Origin of the sequence: Caulobacter vibrioides OR37 (genome assembly GCF_000372645.1) — a bacterium.
Taxonomy (GTDB): domain Bacteria; phylum Pseudomonadota; class Alphaproteobacteria; order Caulobacterales; family Caulobacteraceae; genus Caulobacter; species Caulobacter vibrioides_E.
In genome coordinates, this window is record NZ_APMP01000004.1 from 182,248 (window position 1) to 207,864 (window position 25,617).

The window sequence follows — 25,617 nt, forward strand, 5'->3', positions numbered from 1 at the left end:
CACGGTAAACCGGCCGGGAAACCTTGTTTTAACACCCGCGATTAAGCGCGCGGGCCGCATTTTGCGGGCAGTAGAAAGCGCCCGAACCATGCCCTCCGACACCCCCTCCATCGCCGAAGCCTCGATCGAGCGGGTCTCCCTCCCCGCCCCGGTGGCCGAGCGCCTGGTTCGCTCGGAGCTGATTCCGCGCGGTTCGGTGAATGTCATCAGCGTCAAGGCGGTCAAGGCGTGGGCCGGCGAATGGTGGGCCCAGAAGCGCGCCGATGTCTGGACCTACGTGGAGCGCAAGCTGGGCGAGCACCTGGATCGCCAGGACATGCGAGCCCGGATCTCCGACAGCGAATTCCTGATCGCGATGAACAACGACAACGGCCTGGCCGCCCAGGCGACGAGCGTCAAGATCCTGGAAGACGTCCTGACCCACCTGCTGGGCGCGGCGGATGTCGCCGATCTGCGCGTGCGCTCGGTGATTGGCGTGGAAGGCGGCCAAGCCGTCTGCAAGCCCGTCGACGCGGCCGTCGTGCTGGCCGCCCGCGCTCGCCGGGACTCGGCGCGCTCACCGGTGCGGATTTCGGTCGACCCCGCCGACGAGGCGCGACGCACGCCGGTGGCCTTCACCACGGCGGGCGGCGCGGCGCTGCGCGTGGACTTCACGCTGGAACACGTCATCAGCCTGCGCCGCAACGTCACCACCGCCGTCCGGGTCGAGCCGATGGTCACGCACCTGGCCAGCGGGCGGCAGGCCTCATCGCGGGCCCTGACCAAGCTGTCGGACCGCGATGTCGCCTTCATCGACGAGTCGACGCTGAAATACGCCTCGGTCTTCGCCCGTTCGGCCCAAGGCCCGGCGACGCCCGAGCTGATCCTGCCCGCGTCCTTCCGCACCCTGGGCACCCAGCGCGGACGCGACCTCCTGACCGGCACCGCCGGCCTGTCGCTGTCGCTGCTTCGCGGCGGGGTGATGATCGAGCTGGTCGACATCACCCGCGGCACGCCCGCCGGTCGCCTGCTCGAGGTCGTCGGCCTGCTGCGCGCCCTCACCCACGGCGTGATCGCCCGGGTGCCGCCCGACAAGGAGGCCTTGCGCGTACTGCGCGACGCTCGCCTGGCCGGCCTGACGCTCGACGCCTCCGACCTGGCGGGCGCGGCCAACAATATCGCGATGGACATCATGGCCTTCGGCCGCGACGCCCGGGGCCTGGCGCCGATGACCATCCTGCAGGGTCTGCCCCAGGACGGCTACTTCGCCGCCGCCGAAACGGCGGGCCTCACCCATGCCGGACTGCGCGCCGTCTATCCTCTGAGCCGACAGGCGGCGGCTTAGCTCTTAAATCCGCTGCCGTCCGTAGCCGATCTGCTTGACCACGTCGCGCGCGTCGTAGGCGTCGCGGTCGCGCGGCGTCGGTCCCTTGCCGAACACGACCTCCAGGGATCGCGAAAACGCCGGACCCGGACCGAGGTTGAAGCTAGTCCCCACGCCGAGTCCGACGCTACTGCGATGGCCATAGGTGCTTGACCCGCCGCCGACCGAGAAGCGCGGGCCGCTCGACTCGCCGCTGACCGTGGTCGAGCGATCGGCGACACGGAACCAGTCATAGCCGTCGCGCAGGGCCAGCTCGGCGGCGCGCAGCAGGGCGTAGTCGGCGATCTGGTTCTCGGGCGCGCCGGGACCGCCCTGGAAGGTGACCCGATAGCGGCCGGCCTCCAGGCGATATTCCGAATAGCCGATCTCACCGACCGCGCCGGGCGCGGCCGCCCGGTACACGGTCGGGGCGGTGGCGCAGGCGGCCAGCACGAGGCTCGCGGCGGCCAGCGCGATCAGGGGCTTGGCGGTTTTCACGACGGTCATGCGCTCGCACCTCTTTCGTCCTGATCAACGGTCGCCGGACGCGGCTGTTCCGGCGCCGGAAGGTCCAGCGCCGCCAGCATGGTCCTGAAATCGGACGGAAGCGGGGCCGTGACCTTGCGCTCGCCGCCCAAGGGATGCGGGAAGGTCAGGCTGGCCGCGTGCAGCATCAGGCGCGGCGCGGCCACGCCGCCCAGCATCAGCGCCCCGCCGTAGCGAGTGTCGCCGACCAAGGGGCGCCCGATCGAGGCCATGTGGACCCGTAGCTGATGCATCCGCCCCGTATCGGGCGAAAGCTCGACCAGGGCCGCGCCCGCGTTGTGCGCCAGGGTGCGATAGCGACTGCGGGCGGTCTCGGCGTCTGGATGGTCGGGGGCGCAGACCCGCATATACGCCTCGCGGCCGATCGACTCGCGCCGAAGCGGGCTGTCGATCATGCCGCCCTTCGGCTCGGGCGCGCCGGCCGTGATCGCCAGATAGGACTTGCGAAACCGCTTGGCCTCCAACGCCTTACCCAGAAAGGCCGCCGCCGGCTTGGTCTTGGCCGTCAGGATCACGCCCGAGGTGTCGCGGTCCAGGCGATGGACAAGCCTCGGACGAGGCCGATTGGGCCGCGCGAACGCCCAAAGCAGGTCGTCGAGCGTATGGGCCTTGATCCGGCCGCCCTGGCTGGAAAGCCCCGCGGGCTTGTTCAGCACGATGATCGTCTCGTCCTCGTAGAGCACCCAAGACCTCGCGGCCTCGATCTCTTCGGGGGTCAAGACAATGGGGATCTCGACGGCCTTGGGCTTGGCGACGCCGGGCGGACGGCGAAACTTCGGCGCGCTCATTTGCCGTCCTTGCGCAGTTGGCTCCAGGCGTCCAGACGCTCACGAACCTTGGCCTCGGCCCCGATCGGCTTGGGTTGATAGAACCGCTGACGACCCATGCCGTCCGGGAAATAGTTCTGGCCCGACACGCCCCCCTCGACGTCGTGGTCATAGGCGTAGCCGTCGCCATAACCCAGCGACTTCATCAGCTTGGTCGGCGCGTTGAGGATGTGCGCCGGCGGCGCCAGGCTGCCGGTCTCCTTGGCCGCGCGACGGGCGGCCTTGAAGGCGGCGTAGACCGCGTTCGACTTCGGCGCGCTGGCCATGTGGACGACGGCCTGGGCCAGGGCCAGCTCGCCCTCGGGGCTGCCCAGGAAGTCGAAGGCGTCCTTGGCCGCCGTGGTCAGCAGCAGCGACAGCGGATCGGCGGCGCCGATGTCCTCCGAGGCCATGCGCACCAGGCGGCGGGCGATGAACAGCGGATCCTCGCCGCCCTCCAGCATCCGCGCCAGCCAGTACAGCGCCGCGTCCGGATCGCTGCCCCGCACCGACTTATGCAGGGCCGAGATCAGGTTGTAGTGCTCCTCGCGGTCCTTGTCGTAGGCCGGCCGGCGCTTCTGCAGGAATTGCGCGAGCTGGGCCGCGTTCAGCGGCGTGTCCGCGCCGACCGAGAACAGGGTCTCGGCCAGGGTCAGCAGGTAACGGCCATCGCCGTCGGCCATGGCCACCAGCGCGGCGCGGGCCTCGGCGTCGATCGGCAGGGACCGCGCCTCGGCCGCCTCGGCGCGTTGCAGCAAGAGATCCAGCGACTCGTCGGACAGCCGCTTGAGCACGAACACCTGGCAGCGCGACAGCAAGGCGCCGTTCAGCTCGAACGAGGGGTTTTCGGTCGTGGCCCCGACCAGGGTGACGATCCCCTCCTCCACGAACGGCAGGAAGCCGTCCTGCTGGGCGCGGTTGAAGCGGTGGATCTCGTCGACGAACAGCAGCGTCGACTGGCCGGCCATGCGGCGCGCGCGCGCTTGCTCGAAGGCCTTCTTCAGGTCGGCGACGCCCGAGAACACGGCCGAGATCTGCTGAAACTCGTAGCCGCCGGCCTTGGCCAGCAGGCGGGCGATCGTGGTCTTGCCGGTGCCGGGCGGTCCCCACAGGATCATCGAAGCCAGGCGATGCGCCGCGGCCATGCGGCCGATGGGACCGTCGGGCCCCAGAAGATGCTGCTGGCCCACCACGTCCTCCAGCCTTTGGGGCCGCAGACGGTCGGCCAAGGGGGCGGGCGCGTGGGGCGTCAGGCCGGCGGCCTGGAAGAGATCGGACATGCGATCGTTCTAGCAGCCCATCGCGTTCAAGTCCCGTTATCACCTTGCCCTCAAAGTGCGCGCGTTAAGCATGAGGGGGACGGGGCATGGATGCTGAACCGGACAAGCGCGGAACCTCGCGCGTGCTGGTGGCGGCGGCGGTGCTGCTGGGGCTGTACCAGGTCGTCAGCATGGCGCTCTATTTCTGGACCTACAAGCCGACCGGCGACACGCCGCTGTTCTCGGACTTCTACGCCTTCTGGAGCTTCGGCCGCTTCCTGGAAACCATGCCGGCCGCGCGGATCTATGACTTCAAGCTGCTGGAGAGCTTCCAGCACGCCCTGCTGCCTGGCTTCCATTCTTTCTATCCGTGCGCCTATCCGCCGACCCTGTTGCTGTTTCTCAAGCCGCTGGGGATGTTGGGCTATCTGCCGGCCTATCTGGTCTGGACGGTTCTAGGTCTCGGCGGCTTCATCCTCGCGGTTGGGGCGACCGCCGAGCGCTCGCTGCTGCCCTGGCTGGCGGTGCTGGCGCCGACCACGGTCCTCACCATCATCTTCGGCCAGAACGGATTGATCACAGCGGCCCTGCTGATCGGCGCTCTTCGCATCATGGAGCGCCGCCCCCTGCTGGCCGGCGTCCTGTTGGGACTGCTGTCCTGCAAGCCGCAGCTGTTCGTGCTGCTGCCGCTGGTCCTGCTGGCCGGCCGTCGCTGGCGCACGCTGTTCGCCACCGGCGGAACGGTGCTGGCCCTGGTCGCCGCCAGCCTCGTCGCGTTCGGCCTCCCGGCCTGGCTGGCCTGGATCAAGGCCCTGCCCCGGTTCTCGCGCACGATCGAGGCGGAGTGGAGCAGCCTCGGCTGGAAAATGCCCACGGTCAGCGCCGCTCTTCGCAGCGCCGGGGCCAGCCATACGGTGTTGTCCGTCGCGCAACTGACGATCGCCGGGGCCGTCACCGTGATCCTGCTGGCCCTGTTCCATCGCGGCCGGAAAGAGGCCGCGCCCAGCAGCCTCGACTCCGCGGCCCTGCAGGTCGGTGTGTTCCTGACCACGCCCTACGCCTTCGTCTACGACATGCCGATGGTGTCGGCCGCCGCCGTGATGCTGGCGGCCGCGCGCATGGCGCCCGGCCAGGCCTGGCGCCCGGGAGAACGCATCCTGACGATCACGGGCTTCTGCCTGCCGATGTTCATCTTCTCGGGCGTGTTCAACGGGATCCCGCTGGGACCGCTGATCCTGATCCCCCTGTTCGCCCTGCTGGTCCGCGCGGCCTGGACCGAGCGGACTACACCGAGAACCGCGCCGTGATCCGCTGCCCCTGACGCTCGATCGTCACCACCCAGTTGCGGGCCGCGGAACCGGCCAGGATGGCGCTCAGGTCGGAGACGGTGTTGACCGCGCGGCCATTGACCTCGCGAATGAAGTCACCCGGTTGCAGGCCCGCGTTGGCCGCGTAGCCCTGCTGCAACTTGGTCACCAGCACGCCGCGTCCGGCGAAGGGATCGATGCTCAGATCCTGAGCCGCCGCCGGCGAAAGGTTGATCACCGTGGCGCCGTCGAACGGGTTGCGCCCTTTGAGGACGCGCTCGTCGCGGGCGGGGACATCCGGCGCGGCCGCGGCGCGGATCGTCAGGGTCTGGGGGCGCTCGTTGCGCTGGATCTGGACCGGCACGCTGTCGCCGATCTTGTGGGTGCCGATGGCGAAAGCGCCGGCGCCGTCGTCGTTCACGGCCTGGCCGTCGATCGACAGGATCACGTCGCCTTCCTTCAGGCCCGCGCGGTCGGCGGACGAGCCGGGATAGACCTGGGCCACCAGCACGCCGCGCGGCGCGGCCATGCCGAGGCTCCGGGCGATTTCCCCGGTCACCGGCTGGCCCTTCACGCCCAGCCAGGGCCGCACGACGCTGTGGCCGCCGCCCAACGCGGCGTTGACCACCTGCCGGACGACGGCGGCGGGAATGGCGAAGCCCACCCCGCTGGACGAGCCCGAGCGCGAGATGATGAAGGTGTTGATGCCGATCAGGTCGCCGTCCATGTCGACCAGCGGACCGCCCGAATTGCCCGGATTGATCGCCGCGTCGGTCTGGATGTAGCTGCCGAAATCGGCCGCGCCGACGTCGGTGCGGGCGAGGGCCGAGATGATGCCGTTGGTGACCGTCTGGCCGACGCCGAACGGATTGCCGAGCGCCAGCACCAGGTCGCCGACCTCAAGCCGCGCCTGGTCGTCGATGGCCATGACGGGCAGCTTCTCGCCCTTGGTGTCGATCTTCAGCACGGCCAGATCGGCGCGCGGATCGTCCAGCAGCACCTTGGCCGGGAACTCGCGGCGGTCGGCCAGCTGGACGGTGATGTCGCCAGCTCCCTCGACGATGCCCTCGATATTATGGTGGTTGGTGATGATCACCCCATCGGCGCGGACGATCGCGCCCGAGCCCAGCGAGCCCTGGATCTGCTCGCGCGGCGCGCCGCCGCCGCCCATGAAGAAGTCCCAGAACGGATCGGCGCGCTGGCGCACCACCCGGCGGCTAGCGACATTAACCACGGCCGGCGAGGCCTTCTTCACCACGGGCGCGAACGACATCTTCATCGACGCCGCGTCGGTCGGGACGTGGCGCGTCGGCTGAGGCATGTCGGGGATCGACTGGGCCTGCGACTGGCCGGTCGGGTTCGAGCAGGCGGCCAGCAGGACGACGACGGGCAGCAGGGCGCGGATGGGGCGCATGGTGTTCAAGAAGGCTCCTAGCGGTTCCAACGCCAACTCAGCCGAGCTTTCGGGCGAGTTCAAGGCGGGGAAAGGTCGAGGTTTCGGCGTGTGTGTAAGGGATCAGGCCGTCCGTGGTTCCGAGGCGGGAAGCGGACGCGCCTTGGCCCAGGCCAGGAAGGTCGCGGCCAGCATCAGCGTCGCGGCGATCAGGATCGGCAGGCCCGGCATATGCAGGGTCGCGTCGTGGCGGATCGCGAAGGCGAACGGGATCAGGAACAGCGACGGGCCGATGATCGACGAGATGCCCATCATCGCCGAATTGGCGCCCTGCAACTGGCCCTGCTCGTTCGGCGCGACACGGCGCGTCATCAAGCCTTGCAGGCCCGGCTGGATCAGGCCGGTCAGCGAAAATAGCGGCAGGCCGCACAGATAGAGCAGGCCGGTCGGCGCCAGGGCGTAGATCATGAAGCCGGCGAAGCCCGAGAACAGGCCGATCAACAGAGCCCCGCGCTCGCCCACAGCCTTGACCACCCGGCCCACGACCAGGGCCTGGACGATGATGCTGGAGATACCGCTGGCCATCAGCGTCAGGCCGACCGTGTTCGGACCCCAGCCGTAGCGGAAGCCCATATAGAGCACGAACACGCTGGGCAGCACGTTGTGGGCGAGCTGGAACAGGAAGCCGACGCCGGCCAGGCCCAGCAGCCCCGGATGGTTGCGCAGCAGTTGCAGCGAGCCGATCGGATTGGCCTTCTTCCAGTCGAAGCGCGTTTGCCGACGCTCGGGCGGCAGCGACTCCGGCAGCACGAAGAAGCCGTAGAGCCAGTTGCACAGCGCCAGACCCGCGCAGACCAGGAACGGCAGGCGATGATCGAACTGCCAGAGGAAGCCGCCCAGCATCGGCCCGAAGGTGAAGCCGACGCCGAACGCCGCGCCCATCAAGCCAAAGCCCTTGGCCCGGTTTTCGGGCGTGGTGACATCGGCGACATAGGCGCTGGCGGTCGAGAAGCTGGCGGCGGTCATGCCGTTGAAGATCCGGCCCACGAACAGCCACCAGAGGCTGGGCGCGAACGCCATGAACAGGAAGTCGACGCCCAGGCCGAAGATCGAGGTCAGGATCACCGGACGGCGGCCGAAGCGGTCGGACATCAGGCCCAGGATCGGCGAGCAGAAGAACTGCATCACGCCCCAGACGGTGGCGAACAGCACGACCCAGTCGGCCGCCACGGCCGTATCGCCGCCGCCGAACGACTTCACCAGATTGGGCAGGACGGGGATCATCACGCCCAGGGACAGCACGTCCATGATCGCGGTGATGAAGATGAAGCCCAGGGCCGCCTGTCGTTTCGCGCCCGTGATGGTCTGTGTCATGCGTCGCTCTCCCCAAGCCGCTCTAGAGCATTTTCCGATAAGTGTGAAACGGTTATCGGATCGAAAAATGCTCTAAACTTCTGATTTCGAGCCCTTTTTATCCGATCTGATTGGATCAATCAGATCGGAAAGGGCTCTAGGTGGACGCTGTTCGATCGCGCCGCAAGGGCCCGCGTGGTCGACGCCGCCCCGCCCTACCGCAGGGCCGCGCTCACGACCTTCAGGGAGCCGTCGCCCGGCTCCGGCTTCACGCCGGTGATCCGCGCCAGCAGCGGATAGACGTCGACATTGTCGAACAGCGGCAGGACGACGCCGGGTTTGAACGAGGGTCCATGGGCGACGAACACCGCGCGCATCAGCGGATCGTAGGGATCGAAGCCGTGGGCGCCGCCGTCCTTGCCGTCCCACGGGTTGGACCTCTTCTTGCCGGCCTCGTCCTGGGCCGCGCGCGTCGTCGTGTACCAGCCCGTTTCCGACAGGCAGACGATCGCCGGGATGCGAGGATTGCGGCCATAGTGGAAGCGGGCCGGGACCCGGTCCTTGCGCCAGCAGGTCATGTGCGGCAGCGGACGCAAGACCGCGGCCTCGACCGCCGGCTCGCGCCCGGGGCGGGGCGAGAAGGTGGTGATCGCGCCCCTGTTGACCAGGCGGATCGAGGACATATCGATCAAGTCGTCCAACACGATGCGGTTGGCCGCCGGCAGCGGCGCCATGCCATGATCGGCCACGATGACGATGTCGGTGGTCTCGAAACGTCCCCTCGCCTTCAGGCCGGCCACCAGACGCCCGATGCAGCGGTCCAGCTCGACCAGGGCCGCCCGCAGCTCGGGCGAGTCCGGGCCGTAGTGGTGCCCCTCGGTGTCGGCGGCGTCGAAATAGAGGGTGGTGAACGCCAGGGGCGGACCGTCGGCGCTGTCCATCCAGGCCAGGACCTGATCGACGCGAGCGTCATAGGGAAACTTGGAATCGTACTTGACCCAATGGACCGGACGGACGCCGTCGATCACCGTTTCGGAGCCGGGCCAGAACATGGCGGCGGCCGGCTTGCCTTGCTTGATCGCCGAGACCCAGAACGGGATCGCCTGGTTCCACCAGCGCGGATCGTTGGCCGTCTCGCCGTTCATCGTGAACTTGGGACCGCCGATCGCGGCGTCCTCCATCTCGTTGCCGATCACGCCGTTGCGGTCCGGACGCTTGCCGGTCACCAGCGTGTAGTGGTTCGGATAGGTCAGGCTGGGGAACGAGGGCCGCATCGCCCCGCGCGCGCCTTCGTCGGCCAGGGCCTTGAGGTTGGGCGTGACGCCGCGATCCAAATAGTCGGCGCGGAAGCCGTCAAGCGAGACCAGGATCGTCAGGTGCGGGGCCTTTTCCCGCGCCTGAGCGACGCCAGCCGCTAGCGCCAGACCGGCGGCGAGAACCAGCGAAACAAGACGACGGACCAGCATGGGATGCTCGCTTAACACAACGGAGCCTCCCTGATCGACGCCCCGCGTTGCAGGCGTGTGACGAACGCCGTTCGCCCGGCTCCGATAGGACCGGTTCGTGGCATGACCGGCTCTTAACTTGGCGCGAGGGCGGCGGACCGCCATAGTCCCCGGCGTCGAGCCGACTCGTCGGCGCCCGGGAATCTCGCATGTCGATCGCCCTGGAGGCCGACCGCCTCACCAAGACCTACGGGGCGGTGCGCGCCCTCGACGACTTCTCCATCGCCATTCCGGCCGGCGGCGTGTTCGGGGTGCTGGGACCCAACGGCGCGGGCAAGAGCACCCTGTTCCGGATCGCGCTCGGCCTGGTGCGCCCCACCTCGGGCTCGGCGCGCCTGTTCGGCGCCCCGCCCGGCGACATCTCCGCCCTGCGCAAGGTCGGGGCGATGATCGAGACCCCGCGCTATCCGGCCTACCTGACCGCCCGCGACACCCTGACCCTGCTGGCGCTGGAAAGCGGCCGGAAGGGCGCCGACATCGACGGCTGGCTGGCGCGCGTGGGCCTGACCGAGGCCGCCGATCGCTCGACCGCCGGCTACTCGGTCGGCATGAAGCAGCGCCTGGGCCTGGCGGCCGCCTTCTTCACCAAGCCCGAACTGGTCATCCTGGACGAGCCGACCAGCGGCATGGACCCCGCCGGCATCCAGGAAATTCGCGCCCTGATCGTCGACCTGGCCCAGCGCGAGGGCGTCACCGTGATCCTGGCCAGCCACCAGCTGGACGAGGTGCGGCGCGTCTGCGACCGGGTGGCCATCCTCTCCAAGGGCAAGGTCGTCGCCGAGGGCGGCGTGGCCGAGCTGACCGCCGGCGAGGCGCGGCTGCGCATCACCGCCGCCTCCCCCATCGCCCAGGTGTTGTCGGTGCTGGGCGACAAGGGCAAGGCCGACGGCGCCGACGCGGCGCTGGCCGACATCCGCCGCGACGAAGCCCCCGCCCTGATCCGCGCCCTGGTCGAGGCCGGGGTCGAGATCACCGAGGCCCGCTGGCGCGAGGCCGATCTTGAGGGCGTCTACCTGAAGACCTTGGATCAGGAAGCCGCCTGATGGGGAACAGCCTGATGCTAACCGACGCCATTCTCGCCGAGCGCTTCCGCCTGCTGCGCGACCGCTCCGCTCTGTTCTGGGGCTTCTGCTTCGCGCCGCTGGCGGGCTTCGTGCTCAGCATTGGCGGTGATCTCTTCCTGCGCAATGTCATCCGCCAGCCGATGCCGGGCATGTCCGTGGCCTTGCTGGACCAGGTGATCAAGGCGCTGGCCGACGGGTGCTCGACCTTCTCGGCGCTGTTCCTGATGATTGGCGCCGCCGCCGTGCTGGCCGGCGACTATAGGGCGGAGACCTGGCGGCTGCTGACCCCGCGCAACACCCGCCCGAACCTGTTGCTGGCCAAGCTGTTGGTGGTGGGCGAGGCGATCTTCTGGAACCTGCTGCTAACCGCCGTACTGTCGGCCCTGGCGACGATCATCGGCTCGGCCATCGGCCGCAAGGCGCTGATCGTCACGGCCATGGACCGCACGGTGTTCGACGCGATCGGCGTGCTGGCCATCACCTGGCTGGAGGCCATGACCCTGGCGGCGCTGGCGGCCTGTGTCGGGGTCCTCTCGCGCTCGACCATGGGCGTGGTCATCGCTTGCCTGGGCGCGCGCTTCGTCGAGACGGTGCTGTCCACGTCCCTGCGCCTGATGGACCAGGGCAAGGTCACCGGGAAGCTCTTGGCCATCCCGGTCTTCGACGCCGACCTTTTGCGCGGCGCCCTGCTGGACCCGGCCCAGCTAGGCCCGGCAGCCAGCTCGGCCGGCCCCGCCCTGGCGGCGCTGGCAGCCTGGATCGTCGCCCTCTCGGCGGGCGCTGTGTTCCTGTTCCAACGGCAGGATTTGACGCGGGAGTAGCCGGTGGGCCGGAGGCGAACCGGCCAATCCCCCCATGGGTGCGCCGAACGCCTTTGCAATCTTCGCGAAACGCCCTCCATAGTCCAAGCTGGACTTGGAGATGGAGGACGCGATGAGCCTGAGAACGCCTTTGCTGGCCCTGACTTGGCTCGGCTTTCTGGCCCTGCCCGCCCAGGCCCAGGGACCGACGCCGCCGACGTCCAACGCCGAAATGACCCGCATCTATGATGAGGATCAGGGCGACCGTCAGAAGACGCCGATCGACTGGTCGAAAGTGACCCCGCGCGATGAACAGCGCCGCGAAGCCACGCGGAAACTGTTGGCCGACGGCGCCTTGCACACCGCCGAGGATTTCCGCCACGCGGCGTTCATCTATCAGCACGGCGCGGCGCCAAACGACTATCTGCTGGCCCACACCCTGGCGATGGTCGCCGTCGGCAAGGGCGACAACTCGTCGCTCTGGATCGCCAGCGCCACGCTGGATCGCTACCTGATGAAGATCGACAAGCCGCAGATCTATGGCACGCAGTTCATGGCCAAGACTGGCGAGGAGATGGGTCAGGACCCTTATGACCGCGATCTCGTCTCCGACGCCCTCCGGGCTGAGCTGGGCGTGCCGACCCAAGCTCAGCAGGCCGAACAGCTCAAGATGATCCGCGCCAGACACCCGGCAGCGCCCAAGCCGGAAACACCCAAGCCTTGAAGCTGGCCTTCGGACAAGGCGGCGTTCGCCTACCGGGTCGCGACCTTAGTGATCCGCTTTGACGAAGGCCGGCCAGCCAAGCCCTTGTCCGGGGCATAGGTGACGGTCAGATCGCCGCCCTTCAAACTGGCTCCGGGCTTGGCGCCCCTGACCAGCAAGACCCGAACCAGGCGGGAGAGCAGCGACCGATCGCCGTTCCGAGCCATGCCCTCCAAAGCCTCGGCGGTTACGGTGGCGGTGTCGGCCACCAACACCGAAGTACCAGGCGTCACATCATCGCCCCCGTTGGCGTCGCCGATGGCCTCGAACGAGACGGCATGCCGCGCCGCCCGGCTAACGCGGACACTGGCCTGTAGCAACCGCTGGTACACCGCGCTGACGGACAGGAACGACGGCGGCTGGAGCGAGGTAGCCTTCCCCGTCAGAGCGGCCGCGTCGCCGTATGGCCGGTCGCTGGTGAATAAGGTCATGCCGCCCAGCTTGCTGGAGCGCAGCACTGGCTCGCCCAACTCGTTCTTGTAGATGATGTCGCCTCGGGGGCCCGGCTGGGCGAACAACACCCAGACCTCGGCGCTGTTCTCGAACTTCATCAGCGGCTGGGACGAGCTTAGATCCAGAACGAAGGCGTCGCCAGTCTCGGACACATAGCGAGCCAGTAGCGGCGGCGGCCTGCGCGATTCCGCACCTCCGCGACCGCCGAACAGCGCGTCGCGGAGACTGTGGGTCGACTGCTGGGCGTTCGCAGCCCCGGCGCAGGCCGCAAAAGCGAACGCCAGCAGTATCGCGCGCGCCCCAGCCCTCGTCATCGCCGCCAACCGCCTTTTCATGCCTTGGGTCATGATCGCCGAGTGGGGCGAATATTGGTCGCGAAGTCTTGGGTCGCCATCGCGGCTCAACTTAGGCGCTTCGGTGTCGCTCGCCTGCAACACCGTCTAACCCCATGGCCACCCCAGGGCGGTCGACTTGGCCGCCGAAGACCGTCCCCTATCCCCTTCGAAGCCCAACGAAAAAGGCCCCGGATCGCTCCGGGGCCTTGTCGTTCAGGCGAACCTGAAATCTCTTAGTCTTCGGCGTCGGCGGTGAAGACCGGACCCGAGTCCTTGCCCTTTTCCGAGACGTCGCGGTCGACGAACTCGATCACGGCCATCGGGGCGTTGTCGCCGTAACGGAAGCCGGCCTTCAGGACGCGGATGTAGCCGCCCTGACGGTCCTTGTAGCGCGGGCCGAGGACCGCGAAGAGCTTGCCGACTTGTTCGACGTCGCGAACCGAGCTGATGGCTTGGCGGCGGGCGTGCAGGTCGCCGCGCTTGGCCAGGGTGACCAGCTTTTCGACGATCGGACGCAGTTCCTTGGCCTTCGGCAGGGTGGTGACGATCTGCTCGTGCTTGATCAGCGAGGCCGACATGTTGGCGAACATGGCGGTGCGGTGAGCCGAGGTGCGGCCCAGTTTGCGGTGGGCGTAGCCGTGACGCATTTTCTTCTCTCCTGGGCGCTTGGCCCGAGCGGCCTGACAAGGCGCGCCTGATTGTCACCAATCCTGGTCCGTCCCGACCGGGTTCAGAGCGAAGCGCCGGGGCCCTCCACCGCGTAGCGGCTTCAAAAGGCCCAGGCCGCCTTCCCTTTCCGAAGAGAGGAAGAGCGGCCCGGATTTAGCGCGATAGGCTTCGAAGGTTCTTAGATTTGATCTTCGAACTTCTTGGCCAGGTCTTCGATGTTCTCCGGCGGCCAGTTCGGCACGTCCATGCCGAGGTGCAGACCCATGCCGGCGAGCACTTCCTTGATCTCGTTCAGCGACTTGCGGCCGAAGTTCGGGGTGCGCAGCATCTCGGCTTCGGTCTTCTGGATCAGGTCGCCGATGTAGACGATGTTGTCGTTCTTCAGGCAGTTGGCCGAACGGACCGACAGTTCCAGCTCGTCCACCTTCTTCAGCAGGGCCGGATTGAACGGCAGTTCCGGCTTGGATTCGTCGGCCGACTTGGCCTTCGGCTCCTCGAAGGTGATGAAGATCTGCAGTTGGTCCTGCAGGATCCGGGCGGCGTAGGCCACGGCGTCCACCGGGGTGACGGCGCCGTTGGTTTCCACTTCCAGGATCAGCTTGTCATAGTCCAGCGACTGGCCCTGACGGGTCGGCTCGACGCGGTAGGCGACGCGCTTGACCGGCGAGTACAGAGCGTCGACGGCGATCAGGCCGATCGGCGCGTCTTCCGGACGGTTGCGGTCGGCCGGGATGTAGCCCTTGCCGGTGTTGACCGTGAACTCCATGCGCACGTTGGCGCCGTCATCCAGCGTGCAGAGCACGTGGTCGGGGTTCAGAATCTCGATATCGGCCGGGGTCTCGATCTGACCGGCGGTCACCGGGCCGGGGCCGGTGGCGCGCAGGGTCATGCGCTTCGGACCTTCGGCGTGCATCCGAACGGCCAGCTGCTTGATGTTCAGAACGATGTCGACGACGTCTTCGCGGACGCCTTCGAGCGAAGAGAATTCGTGCACCACGCCATCGATCTGGATGGCGGTGACGGCGGCGCCTTGCAGCGACGAGAGAAGAACGCGACGCAGGGCGTTGCCGAGCGTCACACCGAAACCACGCTCCAGCGGCTCGGCGACGATGCGAGCCTTGCGGCTGGCGTCGGCCCCGGTTTCGATCTGCGGCTTCTCAGGACGGATCAGCTCGTTCCAGTTTCTTTCGATCACGTGGTCGGTCCCTTGAACGCGGCTCGCCGGCCGCGTCTAGCGCAGCCGGCGAAGGAGAATTGTCGTCTAAAAAGTACTAGACGCGACGACGCTTGGGCGGGCGGCAGCCGTTGTGCGGAATCGGCGTGACGTCACGAATGGTCGTGATGGTCATGCCGGCCGCCTGCAGGGCGCGCAGAGCCGATTCACGGCCGGAGCCCGGACCCGAAACGTTGACTTCCAGGGTCTTCACGCCGTGTTCCGCAGCCTTCTTGCCCGCGTCTTCGGCGGCCATCTGAGCGGCATACGGGGTCGACTTGCGCGAGCCCTTGAAGCCCATCATGCCAGCCGAGGACCACGAGATCGTGTTGCCCTGGGCGTCGGTGATGGTGATCATGGTGTTGTTGAACGAGGCGTTCACGTGCGCCACGCCCGAGGTGATGTTCTTGCGTTCGCGCTTTTTAACGCGACCCGGTTCCTTGGCCATCGTCAGGCTACCTTACTTCTTCTTGCCGGCGATCGGCTTGGCCGGACCCTTGCGGGTACGAGCGTTCGTGTGGGTGCGCTGACCGCGGACCGGCAGGCCCTTGCGGTGACGCAGGCCGCGATAGCAGGCCAGGTCCATCAGACGCTTGATGTTCATCGAGTTCTCGCGACGCAGGTCGCCCTCGACGGTGTAGTCACGGTCGATCGTTTCGCGGATGGCGAGGACTTCGGCGTCGGTCAGTTGGTTGACGCGACGCGCATCCTCGATGCCCACCTTGGTGATGATCTCACGAGCCGACTTTTGGCCGATGCCGTGAATGTACTGAAGCGCGATCAGAACGCGCTTGTTCGTCGGGATGTTGACGCCTGCGATACGGGCCACGTCTAATGTTCTCCTAGTCACGCACTAGAGACGCGAACGGCGCACCCGGTAGGACCTACGAGATCCAAACCGGCGCGCACGGATCGCGCCCTTTCGCGGAAGCGCCCCGTTATAGGGATCGTTTCGCTTCCGTCAACAACTGAATCCACCGGGTGTCCAGGGAATTCGGGGTTTCTTAAGCCACTCCCGAAAGAGCGGCGTCGATGGACGCGGCCACGGCTTCCACCGAACCCATCCCATCCAGTTCCGTCAGCTTCCCCTGCCCTTCGTAATAGGGCAGCAGAGGCGCGGTCTGAGCATTGTACTGCGCCAGGCGAGTCACGAAGACCTCGGGATTGTCGTCCGGCCGCCCCTGTTCCTCGAACCGCTTCTTGATCCGCTCGATCAGGGCGGGCTCGTCTACCTTGAGTCGGAGAACGGCGTCGATCTTCTGTCCGCGCGCGGACAACATTTTATCCAGAGCCTCGGCCTGGGCGACCGTGCGCGGGAAGCCGTCGAAGATCGCGCCGCCGGCCGCCTCGGCCTCGGGCAGACGATCCTCGATCAAGGCGATGACGATCTCGTCGGTGACCAGCTCGCCGCGGTCCAGCACGCCCTTGACCTTCTGGCCCAGCTCCGAGCCCGAAGCGATCGCCGCCCGCAGCATGTCGCCGGTCGAGAGCTGCACCATGCCGCGCTCGGCGACCAGGCGCTTGGCCTGGGTGCCCTTCCCCGCCGCCGGCGGTCCGAACAGGATCAAGTTCATTTAAGCCCCTTCGCGCGTCTCACCGAGTCTGCGCCCGGCTGGTCTCCCGGAGCAGACCTAGAGCCCCGGGACGGAAAACGGAAGCCGGTTTTGTGACAAACCGGATTCCGACGCTTCCAATAGAATCGCCGCCAGCGCCTAGCGGTTGCGGCCGCCGCGCAGCTTCGACTTCTTGATCAGGCCCTCGTACTGGTGCGCCAGCAGGTGGGACTGGATCTGGGCCACGGTGTCCATGGTCACCGTCACGACGATGAGGATCGAGGTGCCGCCCAGCGCGAACTGGTTCGACTTGATCAGCATCATCACGAACTCGGGCGCGATACAGACGGCGGTGATGTAGGCCGCGCCGATCACGGTCAGACGGGTCAGCACGTAGTCTAGGTACTCGGCCGTGCGCTTGCCCGGACGGATGCCCGGCAGGAAGCCGCCGTACTTGCGCAGGTTCTCGGCCGTCTCCTCGGGATTGAACACCACCGAGGTGTAGAAGAACGAGAAGAAGATGATCAGCAGGGCGTAGAACACCAGGAACGCCGGGTGGCCGTGCTGCAGCGCGCCCACCACGCCCGGCAGCCACGAGGCCCAGGACGGCAGGTTGGCCGCGTTGACGAACTGCAGGGCCGTGGTCGGCAGCAGCAGCAGCGACGAGGCGAAGATCGGCGGGATGACCCCGGCCGTGTTGATCTTCAGCGGCATGAACGAGCTTTCGCCGCCGATCATGCGGTTGCCCTGCTGGCGCTTGGGATAGTGGACCAGCAGGCGGCGCTGCGAGCGCTCCATGAAGACGATGGCCAGGATGGCGGCCACCGCGCCGATCACGATCAGGAACAGCGGAGTGTAGTTGCCCGAGGTCTGGGCCTGGACCAGCAGCTGACCCAGCGAGATCGGCAGACGGGCCACGATGCCGGCGAAGATGATCAGGCTGACGCCGTTACCGACGCCCCGGCTGGTGATCTGCTCGCCCAGCCACATCAGGAACAGGGTGCCGCCCGTCAGGGCCACCACGGTCGAGACGATGAAGAAGGCGTGGCTGACGCCGTCGACGACGATGCCAGGCTGGGCCGCCAGACCCATGGCGATCGAGGCCGACTGGACGACGGCCAGCACCACGGCGAAGTAGCGGGTGTACTGGTTGAGGGTCTTGCGGCCCGCCTCCCCGCCTTCCTTCTTCAGCTTCTCCCACGGCGGATACACCGTGCCCATCAGCTGCACGATGATCGAGGCGCTGATGTAGGGCGTGACGTTCAGCGAGAAGATGGCCATGCGCTGCACGGCGCCGCCCGAAAACATGTTGAACATGCCGAGGATGCCCTCGGAGTTCCGGCTGAACAGCTGGGCGTAGGACGCCGCGTCGATGCCGGGGATCGGAACATAGGAGCCCAGCCGGTAGACGATCAGGGCGATGATCGTGAACCAGATGCGCTTGTGAAGTTCGGTCGCCTTCTGGAACGACGCGAAGTTCATGTTGGCTGCGAGTTGTTCGGCGGCCGAGGCCATTCAGATCCCCACGACTCAGGAGCGTGACAGCCGGAAACGCATACCGCGTCCGGCGGGGACCACGCTCTGAAAATTGGTTTCCCGGACCGCGTTGGCCCGAGGAGAGCGCCACAAATAGGTGAGGCTCGCCGCGATGTCACGGCGAGCCTCGTATTTCTGTCATCCCGATCGGAAACGAAGTCCCGGAAAGCGCCCCCGCGAAAGCCGCGAGGCGCTCAGCGGGATGACATAAAGGACTTAGGCTTCGGCTTGCGCCTTAGCCTTCTTGGTCACGGTGACCGAACCACCGGCGGCCTCGACGGCCTTGATGGCGGCTTCGGTGGCCGAGTAGACGGTCAGCTTCAGGGCCGACTTGATTTCGCCCTTGCCCAGCAGCTTCACGCCGTCCAGCTCGCGGCGGATGACGCCGGCGGCGACCAGGTCGGCGGCCGAAACTTCGGCGCCAGCCTTCAGCTTACCGGCGGCGACGGCTTGTTCCAGACGCCACAGGTTCACTTCGGCGTAGGACGCGCGGAACGGGTTGTTGAAGCCGCGCTTGGGCATACGCATGTGCAGCGGCATTTGACCGCCTTCGAAGCCGGCGATCGCGACGCCGGTCCGCGACTTCTGGCCCTTCACGCCGCGGCCGCTGGTCTTGCCCTTGCCCGAACCCGGGCCGCGGCCGACGCGCATGCGGCCCTTGGTCGAGCCTTCGCGGGGAGCCAGTTCATTCAGCTTGGTCATAGGTGCCTCTCCTTGGAGATCTGCGCCCGGTCGGACGACCGGACTCGGCGGTTGAAATTCGAAGCGCGCTTAAAACCCCAAAACGCCAGAGAACTCAATGGCGAAAAGCGATTTCAAACGAAAACCACCCCGGCTTTCACCGGGGTGGCGTATTTCGCGTCTCGTAGCGACCTACTCGACGATTTCCAGCAGGTGCTGGACCTTGCGGATCATGCCGCGGGTCGAGGGGTTGTCCTGCAGGGTCGAGGTGCGACCCACGCGGTTCAGGCCCAGACCGACGAGCGTGGCCCGTTGGTCCTTTTCACGACGGATCGGGCTGCCGGTCTGGCGCACCGTGATGGTCTTAGCTTCAGCCATGACTTAGCCCTCGATGGCTTCCGGCGACGACGCGCCGTCGGCGCGACGGCCGAGGATGTCGCCAACCTTCTTGCCGCGCTTGGCGGCGATCTGGCGGGGCGACGATTGCACCTTCAGGGCTTCGAACGTCGCGCGCACCATGTTGTACGGGTTCGAGGAACCCGTCGACTTGGCCACGACGTCCTGGACGCCCAGGGTTTCGAGAACCGCGCGCATCGGACCGCCGGCGATGACGCCGGTGCCGGGAGGCGCCGAGCGCATCATCACCTTGCCGGCGCCCCAACGGCCAGCGCCGTCGTGGTGCAGGGTGCGGGATTCGCGCAGCGGAACGCGGATCATCGTCTTCTTGGCTTCCTCGGTCGCCTTGCGGATGGCTTCCGGCACTTCACGCGCCTTGCCATGACCGAAGCCGACGCGGCCCTTTTGGTCGCCAACGACCATCAGAGCGGCGAAGCTGAAGCGACGACCGCCCTTCACGGTGGCGGCGACGCGGTTGATGTGGACGAGCTTTTCGACGATGTCGCTGTCGACCCGCTCTTCGGGGGCGTTGCGGTCGCGACGGTCACGGCGTTGACCGCCTTCACCGCGCTGTTGTTCACCACGAGCCATTTTCGTTCCCTTAGAAGTTCAGGCCGGCTTCGCGCGCGGCGTCGGCCAGGGCTTTCACCCGGCCGTGGAAGATGTAACCGCCACGATCGAACACGACGTCCTTGACGCCCTTTTCGATGGCGCGCTCGGCGACGAGCTTGCCGACAGCGGCGGCGGCATCCTTGTCCGCGCCCTTGCCTTCGGACTCCAGGGTGGAGGCCGACGCCAGGGTCACGCCGCGTTCATCATCGATGATCTGGGCGTAGATGTTCTTCGACGAACGGAAGACCGACAGGCGCGGACGACCGTTGGCGAGGCTCTTGAGGCGGGTGCGAACGCGCTGAGCGCGCTTGGCCGCCGATTCACGAGGAGAGAGCGCCATGGCTTACTTCTTCTTGCCTTCCTTGCGGCGAACGGTCTCGCCAGCATAACGCACGCCCTTGCCCTTGTACGGCTCCGGCGGACGAATGCGGCGGATCTTCGCGGCAATCTCACCAACCGCCTGCTTGTCGATGCCGGCGATCTTGATTTCGGTTTGCTTCGGCGTGGCGAACGTGATGCCGGCCGGGGCCGCGACGTCCACGTCGTGGCTGAAACCGAGTTGGAGGCTCAGGGCCGTGCCCTTCATGGCCGCGCGGTAACCGACGCCGACGAGTTCGAGGTTTTCCTCGAAGCCGGTGGTCACACCGTGCACCATGTTGGCCACCAGCGTGCGGGACAGACCCCACATGCCCTTGGCGCGCTTCGTGTCGACGCGCGGCGTCAGCGAGAGCTCGTTGCCCTCTTGCTTCAGCTCGACTTCGTCGGCGATCGTCCACGAGAGTTGACCCTTGGGGCCCTTCACCGTGACCGTCTGGCCCGCGACCGTCAGCGTGACGTTCGCGGGGATGACGACGGCTTTCTTACCGATACGTGACATGCTCTTTCCCTCCCGCGCCTAGTAGACGCGGCAGAGGACTTCGCCGCCGACATTAGCGTCGCGCGCGGCGGTGTCCGACATGACGCCCTTCGGCGTCGAAAGGATCGAGATGCCCAGGCCGTTCTTGATCGGCTTGAGGTCCTTGATCGACGAGTAGACGCGACGGCCAGGCTTGGACACGCGGCTGATCTCGGCGATCACGGGCTCGCCGTCGAAGTACTTGAGCTCGATCTCGAATTCGGGGAACGCACCGGGCTTCTCGATCAGCGAGTAGCCGCGGATGTAGCCTTCATCGGCCAGCACGTCGAGGACGCGGGCGCGCAGCTTGGAAGCCGGCGTCGACACCTTCGAGCGCTTGCGCGTGGCGGCGTTCTTGATGCGAGCGATCATATCGCTCAGGGGATCGTTCATCGACATCTGATCGTCCTTACCAGCTCGACTTGACGAGGCCCGGGATCTGCCCTTGCGAACCCAGTTCGCGGAGCGCCACACGGCTCATCTTAAGCTTGCGGTAGTAGGCGCGCGGACGGCCCGTGACTTCGCAGCGGTTGCGGATGCGGATCGGCGAGCTGCTGCGGGGCAGCTTCGCCAGCTTGAGGCGAGCCTCGAAGCGTTCCTCGAGCGGCAGGCTTTCGTCGTTGGCGATCGCCTTCAGCGCGGCGCGCTTCTCGGCGAACTTCTTGACGAGGGCCTTGACGGCTTCGTTGCGGTTGACGGCGCTTTTCTTGGCCATGGTTTCTTTCCTTCCCGCTCTCTTAGTTGACGAACGGGAACTGGAATTCCTTCAGGAGAGCCTTGGCTTCCTGGTCGGACTTCGCAGTGGTGCAGACGATGATGTCCATGCCCCAGATCTGTTCGATCTGGTCATAGTTGATTTCCGGGAACACCAGGTGCTCCTTCAGGCCCATGGCGTAGTTGCCGCGGCCGTCGAAGCTCTTGCCGTTCAGACCACGGAAGTCCTTCACGCGCGGCAGCGCGATCGTGACCAGGCGGTCCAGGAATTCGTACATCCGGTCCTTGCGCAGGGTGACCTTGGCGCCGACCACCATGCCTTCGCGCAGCTTGAAGCCGGCGATGGACTTGCGGGCGCGGGTCGCGACGGGCTTTTGGCCGGCGATCGCCTGCAGATCCTTCAGGGCGGTCTGAGCCTTCTTGGAGTCGGCCACCGCCTCGCCGATGCCCATGTTCAGGACGATCTTGTCCAGCTTGGGGATCTGCATTTCGTTGGTGTAGCCGAACTGCTCCTTCATCGCCGAGCGGATACGCTCGCGATAAACGGTCTTCAGCCGGGGCTCGTAAGCTTGATCAGCCATTGATCACCTCGCCGGTCGTCTTGGCGACGCGCACCTTCTTGTCGCCTTCGATCTTGAAGCCGACGCGGGTGGGCTTGCCCTTGGAGTCCACGATGGCGACGTTCGAGACGTGCAGCGCGGCTTCCTTGTTCTTGATCCCGCCTTGCGGGTCAGCCTGGGTCGGCTTGGTGTGGCGCGACACGATGTTCACGCCTTCCACGACGACACGATCTTCCTTCGGCAGGACTTGCAGGACAGCGCCTTGCTTGCCCTTGTCCTTGCCGGCCAGAACGACGACGCGGTCGCCCTTCTTGATCTTAGCGGCCATTACAGCACCTCCGGAGCGAGGGAGATGATCTTCATGTGGTTCTTGGCGCGCAGTTCACGGGGAACCGGGCCGAAGATCCGCGTGCCGACCGGCTCGCTCTGCTTGTTCACGATCACCGCGGCGTTCTTATCGAAGCGGATGACCGAGCCATCCTTGCGCTTCAGATTTTGATTCACCCGAACGACGACGGCGCGCAGCACGTCGCCCTTCTTCACGCGACCGCGCGGAATGGCTTCCTTGACGGAGACGACGATGACGTCGCCCACGCTGGCGTAGCGACGGCCAGCGCCGCCCAACACCTTGATGCACATGACCCGGCGAGCGCCAGAGTTATCGGCGACGTCCAGGTTAGTTTGCATCTGGATCATGGTCTAAACCTTCCAGATTAAGCCGAAGCCTTGGGAAGGACTTCCCAGGTCTTCAGCTTGGACTTCGGAGCGCACTCGACGATGCGGATAGCTTCGCCGGTCTTGTACGCGTTGGCTTCGTCGTGCGCGTGATACTTCTTCGACTGACGCACGATCTTCTTCAGGATCGGGTGAACGATAGTCCGTTCGACCTTCACCACGACGGTCTTATCGCCCTTGTCGGAGACGACGACCCCTTCGAGGATACGCTTGGGCATATCGTTCTCCTTACGCCGCGGCCTTGGCGCGCAGCACGGTCTTGATCCGCGCGATATCCTTGCGGATCTCGTTGACGCGGTGGGTCTTCTCGACCTGACCCGTGGCGGCCTGGAAGCGCAGGTTGAACTGCTCCTTCTTCAGGCTGATCAGCGTGTCGGCCAGCTGGTCGGGGGTCATGCCCCGGATGTCAGCGATCTTCATGAGCCTCAGGCCTCCATGGCCACACCCGCGTCGATGCGGGTGACAACACGGGTGCGGATCGGCAGCTTGGCGGCGCCAAGGCGGAGCGCTTCACGCGCGACATCGTCCGGCACGCCGTCGATTTCGAACATGATGCGGCCCGGAGCCACGCGGGCGGCCCAGTAATCCACCGCGCCCTTACCCTTACCCATCCGGACTTCGGCGGGCTTGCCGGTGACCGGCACGTCCGGGAAGATGCGGATCCAGACGCGGCCTTGACGCTTCATCTGGCGGGTGATGGCGCGACGAGCGGCTTCGATCTGGCGAGCCGTGATGCGCTCCGGCTCGACGGCCTTCAGGCCATACGAACCGAAGTTCAGCAGGGTGCCGCCCTTCGAAGCGCCGTGGATGCGGCCCTTGAACTGCTTGCGGAATTTGGTCTTCTTCGGAGACAGCATAGCGATCTAATCCTTAGGCGCGATCGCGACGGTCACGACGCTCGCCCCGGTCGGGACGATCGCCGCGCTCACGGCCGCCACCTTCGCCGGCGGGGCCGGACTCAGTGGCCAGGCGCTTGTCGAGCGCCATCGGATCATGCTCCAGCACCTCGCCCTTGAAGATCCAGGTCTTCACGCCGATGATGCCGTAGGTGGTCTTGGCTTCGGCGAAACCGAAGTCGATGTCGGCGCGCAGGGTGTGCAGCGGCACGCGGCCTTCGCGGTACCACTCCATACGAGCGATTTCAGCGCCGCCGAGGCGACCCGAAACGTTGATCCGGATGCCCTTGGCGCCGAGGCGCACGGCCGACTGGATCGAGCGCTTCATGGCGCGACGGAAAGCGATACGGCGCTCGAGTTGCTGAGCGATCGACTCGGCGACCAGCTGAGCGTCGGTTTCCGGCTTGCGGATCTCGACGATGTTCAGGTGGACTTCGCCCTCGGTCATCACCGACAGGTCCTTGCGGAGCTTGTCGATGTCAGCGCCCTTCTTGCCGATGATGACGCCCGGACGGGCGGCATAGATCGTCACGCGGCACTTCTTGTGCGGACGCTCGATGATGATGCGCGAGACACCAGCTTGGTACAGGCGCTTCTTCAGAGCGGCGCGGACCGCCAGGTCTTGGTGCAGCAGCTTGCCGTACTGGTTGCCGTCGGCGAACCAACGGCTGTCCCAGGTGCGGTTGATGCCGAGCCGCAGCCCGACCGGATTGACTTTCTGACCCATTAGGCGGCCTCACCCAGTTCGCGGACCACGATCGTGATCTCGGAGAACGGCTTTTCGACGCGCGTCGCGCGACCGCGGGCGCGGGGCGAGAAGCGCTTCATGATCAGGTTCTTGCCCACATAGGCCTCGGCGACGACCAGGCTGTCGATGTCGAGGTTGTGGTTGTTCTCGGCGTTCGAGATCGCCGAGTACAGCGCCTTGCGGACGTCCTGGGCGATGCGCTTGTGGCTGAACTCGAGCTCGTTCAGAGCGCGCTGGACGTTCAGGCCACGGATGGACTGAGCGACCAGGTTCAGCTTGCGCGGGCTGGTGCGCAGGGTGCGCACCTTGGCCATCGCTTCGGCGCCCGACAGGCGGCGTTCTTGCTTCTGCTTGGCCATGATTACTTCCTCTTGGCCTTCTTGTCGGCCGCGTGACCCGGGAAGTTCCGGGTCGGCGCGAATTCGCCGAACTTCATGCCGACCATGTCTTCCGACACGAGCACGGGGACGTGCTTCTGGCCGTTGTGCACGCCGAAGGTCAGGCCGACGAATTGCGGCATGATGGTCGAGCGGCGCGACCAGGTCTTGATGACGTCCTTGCGGCCCGACGACAGAGCGGCATCGGCCTTCTTCAGGAGGTACCCGTCGACAAACGGGCCTTTCCAGACGGAGCGGGTCATGGCTTAGCGGCCCTTCTTCGCTTTGTGGCGCGAGCGGATGATGAACTTATCCGTGGCCTTGTTGACGCGGGTCTTGGCGCCCTTGGTCGGCTTACCGGCCGGGGTCACCGGGTGGCGACCGCCCGAGGTGCGGCCTTCACCGCCGCCGTGGGGGTGGTCGACCGGGTTCATGGCGACGCCGCGAACGTGAGGACGACGACCCATGTGACGCGAACGACCGGCCTTGCCGAGGTTCTGGTTCATGTGGTCCGGGTTCGACACGGCGCCGACGGTGGCCATGCACGAGTCGAGCACCATGCGCAGTTCGCCCGAGTTCAGGCGGATCTGGGCATAGCCGGCGTCACGACCGACCAGCTGGGCGTAGGCGCCAGCCGAGCGGGCGATCTGACCGCCCTTGGCGGGCTTCAGCTCGATGTTGTGGATGATCGTGCCGATCGGCAGCGTGCGCAGCGGCGAGGCGTTGCCCGGCTTCACGTCGACCTTTTCGCCCGTGACGACTTCGTCGCCGGCCTTCAGACGTTGCGGAGCCAGGATGTAGCTCAGCTCGCCGTCCGTGTAGCGGATCAGCGCGATGAAGGCGGTGCGGTTGGGATCGTACTCGAGGCGAACGACCGTGGCCGAGCCTTGCTTACGACGCTTGAAGTCGACCAGACGGTACAGGCGCTTGGCGCCGCCGCCGCGGAAACGGACCGCGATACGGCCGTTGCCGCCGCGACCGCCCGACTTGGTCAGGCCTTCGACGAGCTTCTTCTCGGGGCGACCCTTGTGAAGTTCGCTGCGATCGATCAGCACCAGGCCGCGCTGGCCGGGGCTGGTCGGATTAAATTGCTTCAAGGCCATGTC

The 25,617-nt window shown here is 66.5% G+C and carries 35 protein-coding genes; 5 read left to right on the forward strand and 30 right to left on the reverse strand.

Annotation, left to right across the window (positions count from 1 at the left end):
• Positions 1-88 precede the first annotated feature (88 nt).
• Entirely contained in the window at positions 89-1,324 is a 1,236-nt protein-coding gene (locus OR37_RS05815) for a hypothetical protein (RefSeq protein WP_035017001.1), read from the forward strand.
• Between the two features lie 3 nt (positions 1,325-1,327).
• Here the strand turns inward: OR37_RS05815 and OR37_RS05820 are convergent, their stop codons facing one another.
• The 3 genes from OR37_RS05820 to OR37_RS05830 are packed head-to-tail and all read right to left on the reverse strand — an operon-like array spanning position 1,328 to position 3,974.
• Positions 1,328-1,849 carry a CC0125/CC1285 family lipoprotein gene (locus tag OR37_RS05820; RefSeq protein ID WP_004616861.1) on the reverse strand — a complete coding sequence of 174 codons (522 nt, stop codon included), beginning with the start codon at positions 1,847-1,849 and terminating at the stop codon, positions 1,328-1,330.
• A complete protein-coding gene (locus tag OR37_RS05825; protein ID WP_004616863.1) occupies positions 1,846-2,676 on the reverse strand; it encodes an RluA family pseudouridine synthase in 831 nt (276 codons plus the stop codon). Before OR37_RS05825 ends, OR37_RS05820 begins: the two co-directional genes overlap by 4 nt.
• On the reverse strand, positions 2,673-3,974 hold the full coding sequence (locus tag OR37_RS05830) for a replication-associated recombination protein A (protein ID WP_004616866.1): 1,302 nt from the start codon (positions 3,972-3,974) through the stop codon (positions 2,673-2,675). Before OR37_RS05830 ends, OR37_RS05825 begins: the two co-directional genes overlap by 4 nt.
• An 86-nt stretch (positions 3,975-4,060) precedes the next feature.
• Between OR37_RS05830 and OR37_RS05835 the strand changes: the two genes are divergently transcribed.
• A complete protein-coding gene (locus OR37_RS05835; RefSeq protein ID WP_004616868.1) occupies positions 4,061-5,260 on the forward strand; it encodes a glycosyltransferase family 87 protein in 1,200 nt (399 codons plus the stop codon).
• Here OR37_RS05835 and OR37_RS05840 read toward each other — a convergent pair.
• The 3 genes from OR37_RS05840 to OR37_RS05850 form a co-directional block, all read right to left on the reverse strand.
• Entirely contained in the window at positions 5,238-6,674 is a 1,437-nt protein-coding gene (locus OR37_RS05840) for a Do family serine endopeptidase (RefSeq protein WP_035017033.1), read from the reverse strand. The two genes, OR37_RS05835 and OR37_RS05840, sit on opposite strands and share 23 nt — an antisense overlap.
• A 102-nt stretch (positions 6,675-6,776) precedes the next feature.
• Positions 6,777-8,027 carry a TCR/Tet family MFS transporter gene (locus tag OR37_RS05845; RefSeq protein ID WP_004616872.1) on the reverse strand — a complete coding sequence of 417 codons (1,251 nt, stop codon included), beginning with the start codon at positions 8,025-8,027 and terminating at the stop codon, positions 6,777-6,779.
• A 194-nt stretch (positions 8,028-8,221) separates the two neighbouring features.
• Positions 8,222-9,472, reverse strand: coding sequence for an alkaline phosphatase family protein (locus OR37_RS05850; protein ID WP_004616874.1), 1,251 nt, complete (start codon positions 9,470-9,472; stop codon positions 8,222-8,224).
• Positions 9,473-9,660: 188 nt separating this feature from the next.
• On the opposite strand from OR37_RS05850, the gene OR37_RS05855 reads away from it, so the two are divergent.
• The 3 genes from OR37_RS05855 to OR37_RS05865 all read left to right on the forward strand — a co-directional run bounded on the left by OR37_RS05855 (position 9,661) and on the right by OR37_RS05865 (position 12,099).
• Entirely contained in the window at positions 9,661-10,554 is an 894-nt protein-coding gene (locus OR37_RS05855) for an ABC transporter ATP-binding protein (RefSeq protein ID WP_004616876.1), read from the forward strand.
• A complete protein-coding gene (locus tag OR37_RS05860; protein WP_004616879.1) occupies positions 10,554-11,396 on the forward strand; it encodes an ABC transporter permease in 843 nt (280 codons plus the stop codon). Before OR37_RS05855 ends, OR37_RS05860 begins: the two co-directional genes overlap by 1 nt.
• A 112-nt stretch (positions 11,397-11,508) precedes the next feature.
• Positions 11,509-12,099, forward strand: a complete 591-nt coding sequence (locus OR37_RS05865; protein ID WP_004616881.1) for a hypothetical protein — start codon at positions 11,509-11,511, stop codon at positions 12,097-12,099.
• 29 nt (positions 12,100-12,128) lie between these two features.
• Here the strand turns inward: OR37_RS05865 and OR37_RS05870 are convergent, their stop codons facing one another.
• The 24 genes from OR37_RS05870 to rplB all read right to left on the reverse strand — a co-directional run bounded on the left by OR37_RS05870 (position 12,129) and on the right by rplB (position 25,614).
• Entirely contained in the window at positions 12,129-12,938 is an 810-nt protein-coding gene (locus OR37_RS05870) for a DUF4908 domain-containing protein (RefSeq protein ID WP_054508513.1), read from the reverse strand.
• 221 nt (positions 12,939-13,159) lie between these two features.
• Positions 13,160-13,573 carry a 50S ribosomal protein L17 gene (gene rplQ, locus OR37_RS05875; protein ID WP_004616886.1) on the reverse strand — a complete coding sequence of 138 codons (414 nt, stop codon included), beginning with the start codon at positions 13,571-13,573 and terminating at the stop codon, positions 13,160-13,162.
• A 200-nt stretch (positions 13,574-13,773) separates the two neighbouring features.
• Positions 13,774-14,790 (reverse strand): DNA-directed RNA polymerase subunit alpha, encoded by a 1,017-nt coding sequence (locus OR37_RS05880; protein ID WP_004616889.1) that lies wholly within the window; start codon positions 14,788-14,790, stop codon positions 13,774-13,776.
• 76 nt (positions 14,791-14,866) lie between these two features.
• On the reverse strand, positions 14,867-15,256 hold the full coding sequence (gene rpsK / locus OR37_RS05885; RefSeq protein ID WP_004616890.1) for a 30S ribosomal protein S11: 390 nt from the start codon (positions 15,254-15,256) through the stop codon (positions 14,867-14,869).
• Between the two features lie 12 nt (positions 15,257-15,268).
• Positions 15,269-15,637: a 30S ribosomal protein S13 gene (rpsM, locus tag OR37_RS05890; RefSeq protein WP_004616895.1), complete on the reverse strand. Its 369-nt coding sequence runs from the start codon at positions 15,635-15,637 to the stop codon at positions 15,269-15,271.
• Between the two features lie 175 nt (positions 15,638-15,812).
• Positions 15,813-16,382 (reverse strand): adenylate kinase, encoded by a 570-nt coding sequence (locus OR37_RS05895; protein ID WP_004616897.1) that lies wholly within the window; start codon positions 16,380-16,382, stop codon positions 15,813-15,815.
• A gap of 138 nt (positions 16,383-16,520) precedes the next feature.
• Entirely contained in the window at positions 16,521-17,876 is a 1,356-nt protein-coding gene (gene secY, locus OR37_RS05900; RefSeq protein ID WP_004616899.1) for a preprotein translocase subunit SecY, read from the reverse strand.
• Between the two features lie 237 nt (positions 17,877-18,113).
• The gene (rplO, locus tag OR37_RS05905; protein ID WP_004616901.1) at positions 18,114-18,599 is read right to left on the reverse strand and encodes a 50S ribosomal protein L15; all 486 of its coding nucleotides are present in this window, start codon (positions 18,597-18,599) and stop codon (positions 18,114-18,116) included.
• Between the two features lie 171 nt (positions 18,600-18,770).
• Positions 18,771-18,956, reverse strand: coding sequence for a 50S ribosomal protein L30 (rpmD, locus tag OR37_RS05910; protein ID WP_004616903.1), 186 nt, complete (start codon positions 18,954-18,956; stop codon positions 18,771-18,773).
• 3 nt (positions 18,957-18,959) lie between these two features.
• Positions 18,960-19,565, reverse strand: a complete 606-nt coding sequence (gene rpsE / locus OR37_RS05915; RefSeq protein WP_004616905.1) for a 30S ribosomal protein S5 — start codon at positions 19,563-19,565, stop codon at positions 18,960-18,962.
• Positions 19,566-19,575: 10 nt separating this feature from the next.
• Positions 19,576-19,926 carry a 50S ribosomal protein L18 gene (gene rplR, locus OR37_RS05920; protein WP_004616908.1) on the reverse strand — a complete coding sequence of 117 codons (351 nt, stop codon included), beginning with the start codon at positions 19,924-19,926 and terminating at the stop codon, positions 19,576-19,578.
• A gap of 3 nt (positions 19,927-19,929) precedes the next feature.
• A complete protein-coding gene (gene rplF, locus OR37_RS05925; protein ID WP_004616910.1) occupies positions 19,930-20,463 on the reverse strand; it encodes a 50S ribosomal protein L6 in 534 nt (177 codons plus the stop codon).
• A gap of 18 nt (positions 20,464-20,481) precedes the next feature.
• On the reverse strand, positions 20,482-20,880 hold the full coding sequence (gene rpsH, locus OR37_RS05930; protein WP_004616911.1) for a 30S ribosomal protein S8: 399 nt from the start codon (positions 20,878-20,880) through the stop codon (positions 20,482-20,484).
• A gap of 10 nt (positions 20,881-20,890) precedes the next feature.
• Entirely contained in the window at positions 20,891-21,196 is a 306-nt protein-coding gene (gene rpsN / locus OR37_RS05935) for a 30S ribosomal protein S14 (protein WP_004616913.1), read from the reverse strand.
• 22 nt (positions 21,197-21,218) lie between these two features.
• Entirely contained in the window at positions 21,219-21,776 is a 558-nt protein-coding gene (rplE, locus tag OR37_RS05940; RefSeq protein ID WP_004616915.1) for a 50S ribosomal protein L5, read from the reverse strand.
• Positions 21,769-22,083 (reverse strand): 50S ribosomal protein L24, encoded by a 315-nt coding sequence (gene rplX, locus OR37_RS05945; RefSeq protein ID WP_004616917.1) that lies wholly within the window; start codon positions 22,081-22,083, stop codon positions 21,769-21,771. Before rplX ends, rplE begins: the two co-directional genes overlap by 8 nt.
• Positions 22,083-22,451 carry a 50S ribosomal protein L14 gene (gene rplN / locus OR37_RS05950; RefSeq protein ID WP_004616918.1) on the reverse strand — a complete coding sequence of 123 codons (369 nt, stop codon included), beginning with the start codon at positions 22,449-22,451 and terminating at the stop codon, positions 22,083-22,085. The genes rplX and rplN overlap by 1 nt, the downstream gene beginning before the upstream one ends.
• Positions 22,452-22,468: 17 nt before the next feature.
• Positions 22,469-22,708, reverse strand: coding sequence for a 30S ribosomal protein S17 (rpsQ, locus tag OR37_RS05955; protein WP_004616920.1), 240 nt, complete (start codon positions 22,706-22,708; stop codon positions 22,469-22,471).
• 10 nt (positions 22,709-22,718) lie between these two features.
• Positions 22,719-22,910, reverse strand: a complete 192-nt coding sequence (rpmC, locus tag OR37_RS05960; protein ID WP_004616922.1) for a 50S ribosomal protein L29 — start codon at positions 22,908-22,910, stop codon at positions 22,719-22,721.
• A 5-nt stretch (positions 22,911-22,915) separates the two neighbouring features.
• Complete coding sequence (gene rplP, locus OR37_RS05965) at positions 22,916-23,347, reverse strand: 50S ribosomal protein L16 (protein WP_004616924.1); 432 nt, start codon at positions 23,345-23,347, stop codon at positions 22,916-22,918.
• A gap of 13 nt (positions 23,348-23,360) precedes the next feature.
• A complete protein-coding gene (gene rpsC, locus OR37_RS05970) occupies positions 23,361-24,113 on the reverse strand; it encodes a 30S ribosomal protein S3 (RefSeq protein WP_004616926.1) in 753 nt (250 codons plus the stop codon).
• The gene (rplV, locus tag OR37_RS05975; RefSeq protein WP_004616928.1) at positions 24,113-24,493 is read right to left on the reverse strand and encodes a 50S ribosomal protein L22; all 381 of its coding nucleotides are present in this window, start codon (positions 24,491-24,493) and stop codon (positions 24,113-24,115) included. Before rplV ends, rpsC begins: the two co-directional genes overlap by 1 nt.
• 2 nt (positions 24,494-24,495) lie before the next feature.
• On the reverse strand, positions 24,496-24,774 hold the full coding sequence (gene rpsS / locus OR37_RS05980; protein WP_004616930.1) for a 30S ribosomal protein S19: 279 nt from the start codon (positions 24,772-24,774) through the stop codon (positions 24,496-24,498).
• Positions 24,775-24,777: 3 nt separating this feature from the next.
• Positions 24,778-25,614 carry a 50S ribosomal protein L2 gene (gene rplB / locus OR37_RS05985; protein ID WP_004616932.1) on the reverse strand — a complete coding sequence of 279 codons (837 nt, stop codon included), beginning with the start codon at positions 25,612-25,614 and terminating at the stop codon, positions 24,778-24,780.
• Positions 25,615-25,617: the final 3 nt, after the last annotated feature.

Bases quoted from the DNA above. Each gene is read 5' to 3' on its own strand.
- OR37_RS05820 (WP_004616861.1), bottom strand. From the start codon at position 1,849: ATGACCGTCGTGAAAACCGCCAAGCCCCTGATCGCGCTGGCCGCCGCG.
- rpsN (WP_004616913.1), bottom strand. From the start codon at position 21,196: ATGGCCAAGAAAAGCGCCGTCAACCGCAACGAAGCCGTCAAGGCCCTC.
- OR37_RS05895 (WP_004616897.1), bottom strand. From the start codon at position 16,382: ATGAACTTGATCCTGTTCGGACCGCCGGCGGCGGGGAAGGGCACCCAG.
- rpsE (WP_004616905.1), bottom strand. From the start codon at position 19,565: ATGGCTCGTGGTGAACAACAGCGCGGTGAAGGCGGTCAACGCCGTGAC.
- rplN (WP_004616918.1), bottom strand. From the start codon at position 22,451: ATGATCCAGATGCAAACTAACCTGGACGTCGCCGATAACTCTGGCGCT.
- OR37_RS05840 (WP_035017033.1), bottom strand. From the start codon at position 6,674: ATGCGCCCCATCCGCGCCCTGCTGCCCGTCGTCGTCCTGCTGGCCGCC.
- secY (WP_004616899.1), bottom strand. From the start codon at position 17,876: ATGGCCTCGGCCGCCGAACAACTCGCAGCCAACATGAACTTCGCGTCG.
- OR37_RS05835 (WP_004616868.1), top strand. From the start codon at position 4,061: ATGGATGCTGAACCGGACAAGCGCGGAACCTCGCGCGTGCTGGTGGCG.
- rplR (WP_004616908.1), bottom strand. From the start codon at position 19,926: ATGGCGCTCTCTCCTCGTGAATCGGCGGCCAAGCGCGCTCAGCGCGTT.
- rpsS (WP_004616930.1), bottom strand. From the start codon at position 24,774: ATGACCCGCTCCGTCTGGAAAGGCCCGTTTGTCGACGGGTACCTCCTG.
- OR37_RS05825 (WP_004616863.1), bottom strand. From the start codon at position 2,676: ATGAGCGCGCCGAAGTTTCGCCGTCCGCCCGGCGTCGCCAAGCCCAAG.
- rplE (WP_004616915.1), bottom strand. From the start codon at position 21,776: ATGGCTGATCAAGCTTACGAGCCCCGGCTGAAGACCGTTTATCGCGAG.
- rpsC (WP_004616926.1), bottom strand. From the start codon at position 24,113: ATGGGTCAGAAAGTCAATCCGGTCGGGCTGCGGCTCGGCATCAACCGC.
- OR37_RS05850 (WP_004616874.1), bottom strand. From the start codon at position 9,472: ATGCTGGTCCGTCGTCTTGTTTCGCTGGTTCTCGCCGCCGGTCTGGCG.
- rplX (WP_004616917.1), bottom strand. From the start codon at position 22,083: ATGGCCGCTAAGATCAAGAAGGGCGACCGCGTCGTCGTTCTGGCCGGC.
- rpsK (WP_004616890.1), bottom strand. From the start codon at position 15,256: ATGGCCAAGGAACCGGGTCGCGTTAAAAAGCGCGAACGCAAGAACATC.
- OR37_RS05870 (WP_054508513.1), bottom strand. From the start codon at position 12,938: ATGACCCAAGGCATGAAAAGGCGGTTGGCGGCGATGACGAGGGCTGGG.
- rplP (WP_004616924.1), bottom strand. From the start codon at position 23,347: ATGCTGTCTCCGAAGAAGACCAAATTCCGCAAGCAGTTCAAGGGCCGC.
- OR37_RS05860 (WP_004616879.1), top strand. From the start codon at position 10,554: ATGGGGAACAGCCTGATGCTAACCGACGCCATTCTCGCCGAGCGCTTC.
- rpsQ (WP_004616920.1), bottom strand. From the start codon at position 22,708: ATGCCCAAGCGTATCCTCGAAGGGGTCGTCGTCTCCGACAAGGGCGAT.
- OR37_RS05855 (WP_004616876.1), top strand. From the start codon at position 9,661: ATGTCGATCGCCCTGGAGGCCGACCGCCTCACCAAGACCTACGGGGCG.
- OR37_RS05865 (WP_004616881.1), top strand. From the start codon at position 11,509: ATGAGCCTGAGAACGCCTTTGCTGGCCCTGACTTGGCTCGGCTTTCTG.
- rplV (WP_004616928.1), bottom strand. From the start codon at position 24,493: ATGGCCAAGCAGAAGCAAGAACGCCGCCTGTCGGGCGCCGAAGCGATG.
- OR37_RS05815 (WP_035017001.1), top strand. From the start codon at position 89: ATGCCCTCCGACACCCCCTCCATCGCCGAAGCCTCGATCGAGCGGGTC.
- rpsH (WP_004616911.1), bottom strand. From the start codon at position 20,880: ATGTCGATGAACGATCCCCTGAGCGATATGATCGCTCGCATCAAGAAC.
- rpmC (WP_004616922.1), bottom strand. From the start codon at position 22,910: ATGAAGATCGCTGACATCCGGGGCATGACCCCCGACCAGCTGGCCGAC.
- rpmD (WP_004616903.1), bottom strand. From the start codon at position 18,956: ATGGCTGAAGCTAAGACCATCACGGTGCGCCAGACCGGCAGCCCGATC.
- OR37_RS05845 (WP_004616872.1), bottom strand. From the start codon at position 8,027: ATGACACAGACCATCACGGGCGCGAAACGACAGGCGGCCCTGGGCTTC.
- rplB (WP_004616932.1), bottom strand. From the start codon at position 25,614: ATGGCCTTGAAGCAATTTAATCCGACCAGCCCCGGCCAGCGCGGCCTG.
- rplQ (WP_004616886.1), bottom strand. From the start codon at position 13,573: ATGCGTCACGGCTACGCCCACCGCAAACTGGGCCGCACCTCGGCTCAC.
- rplF (WP_004616910.1), bottom strand. From the start codon at position 20,463: ATGTCACGTATCGGTAAGAAAGCCGTCGTCATCCCCGCGAACGTCACG.
- OR37_RS05830 (WP_004616866.1), bottom strand. From the start codon at position 3,974: ATGTCCGATCTCTTCCAGGCCGCCGGCCTGACGCCCCACGCGCCCGCC.
- rplO (WP_004616901.1), bottom strand. From the start codon at position 18,599: ATGACCAAGCTGAATGAACTGGCTCCCCGCGAAGGCTCGACCAAGGGC.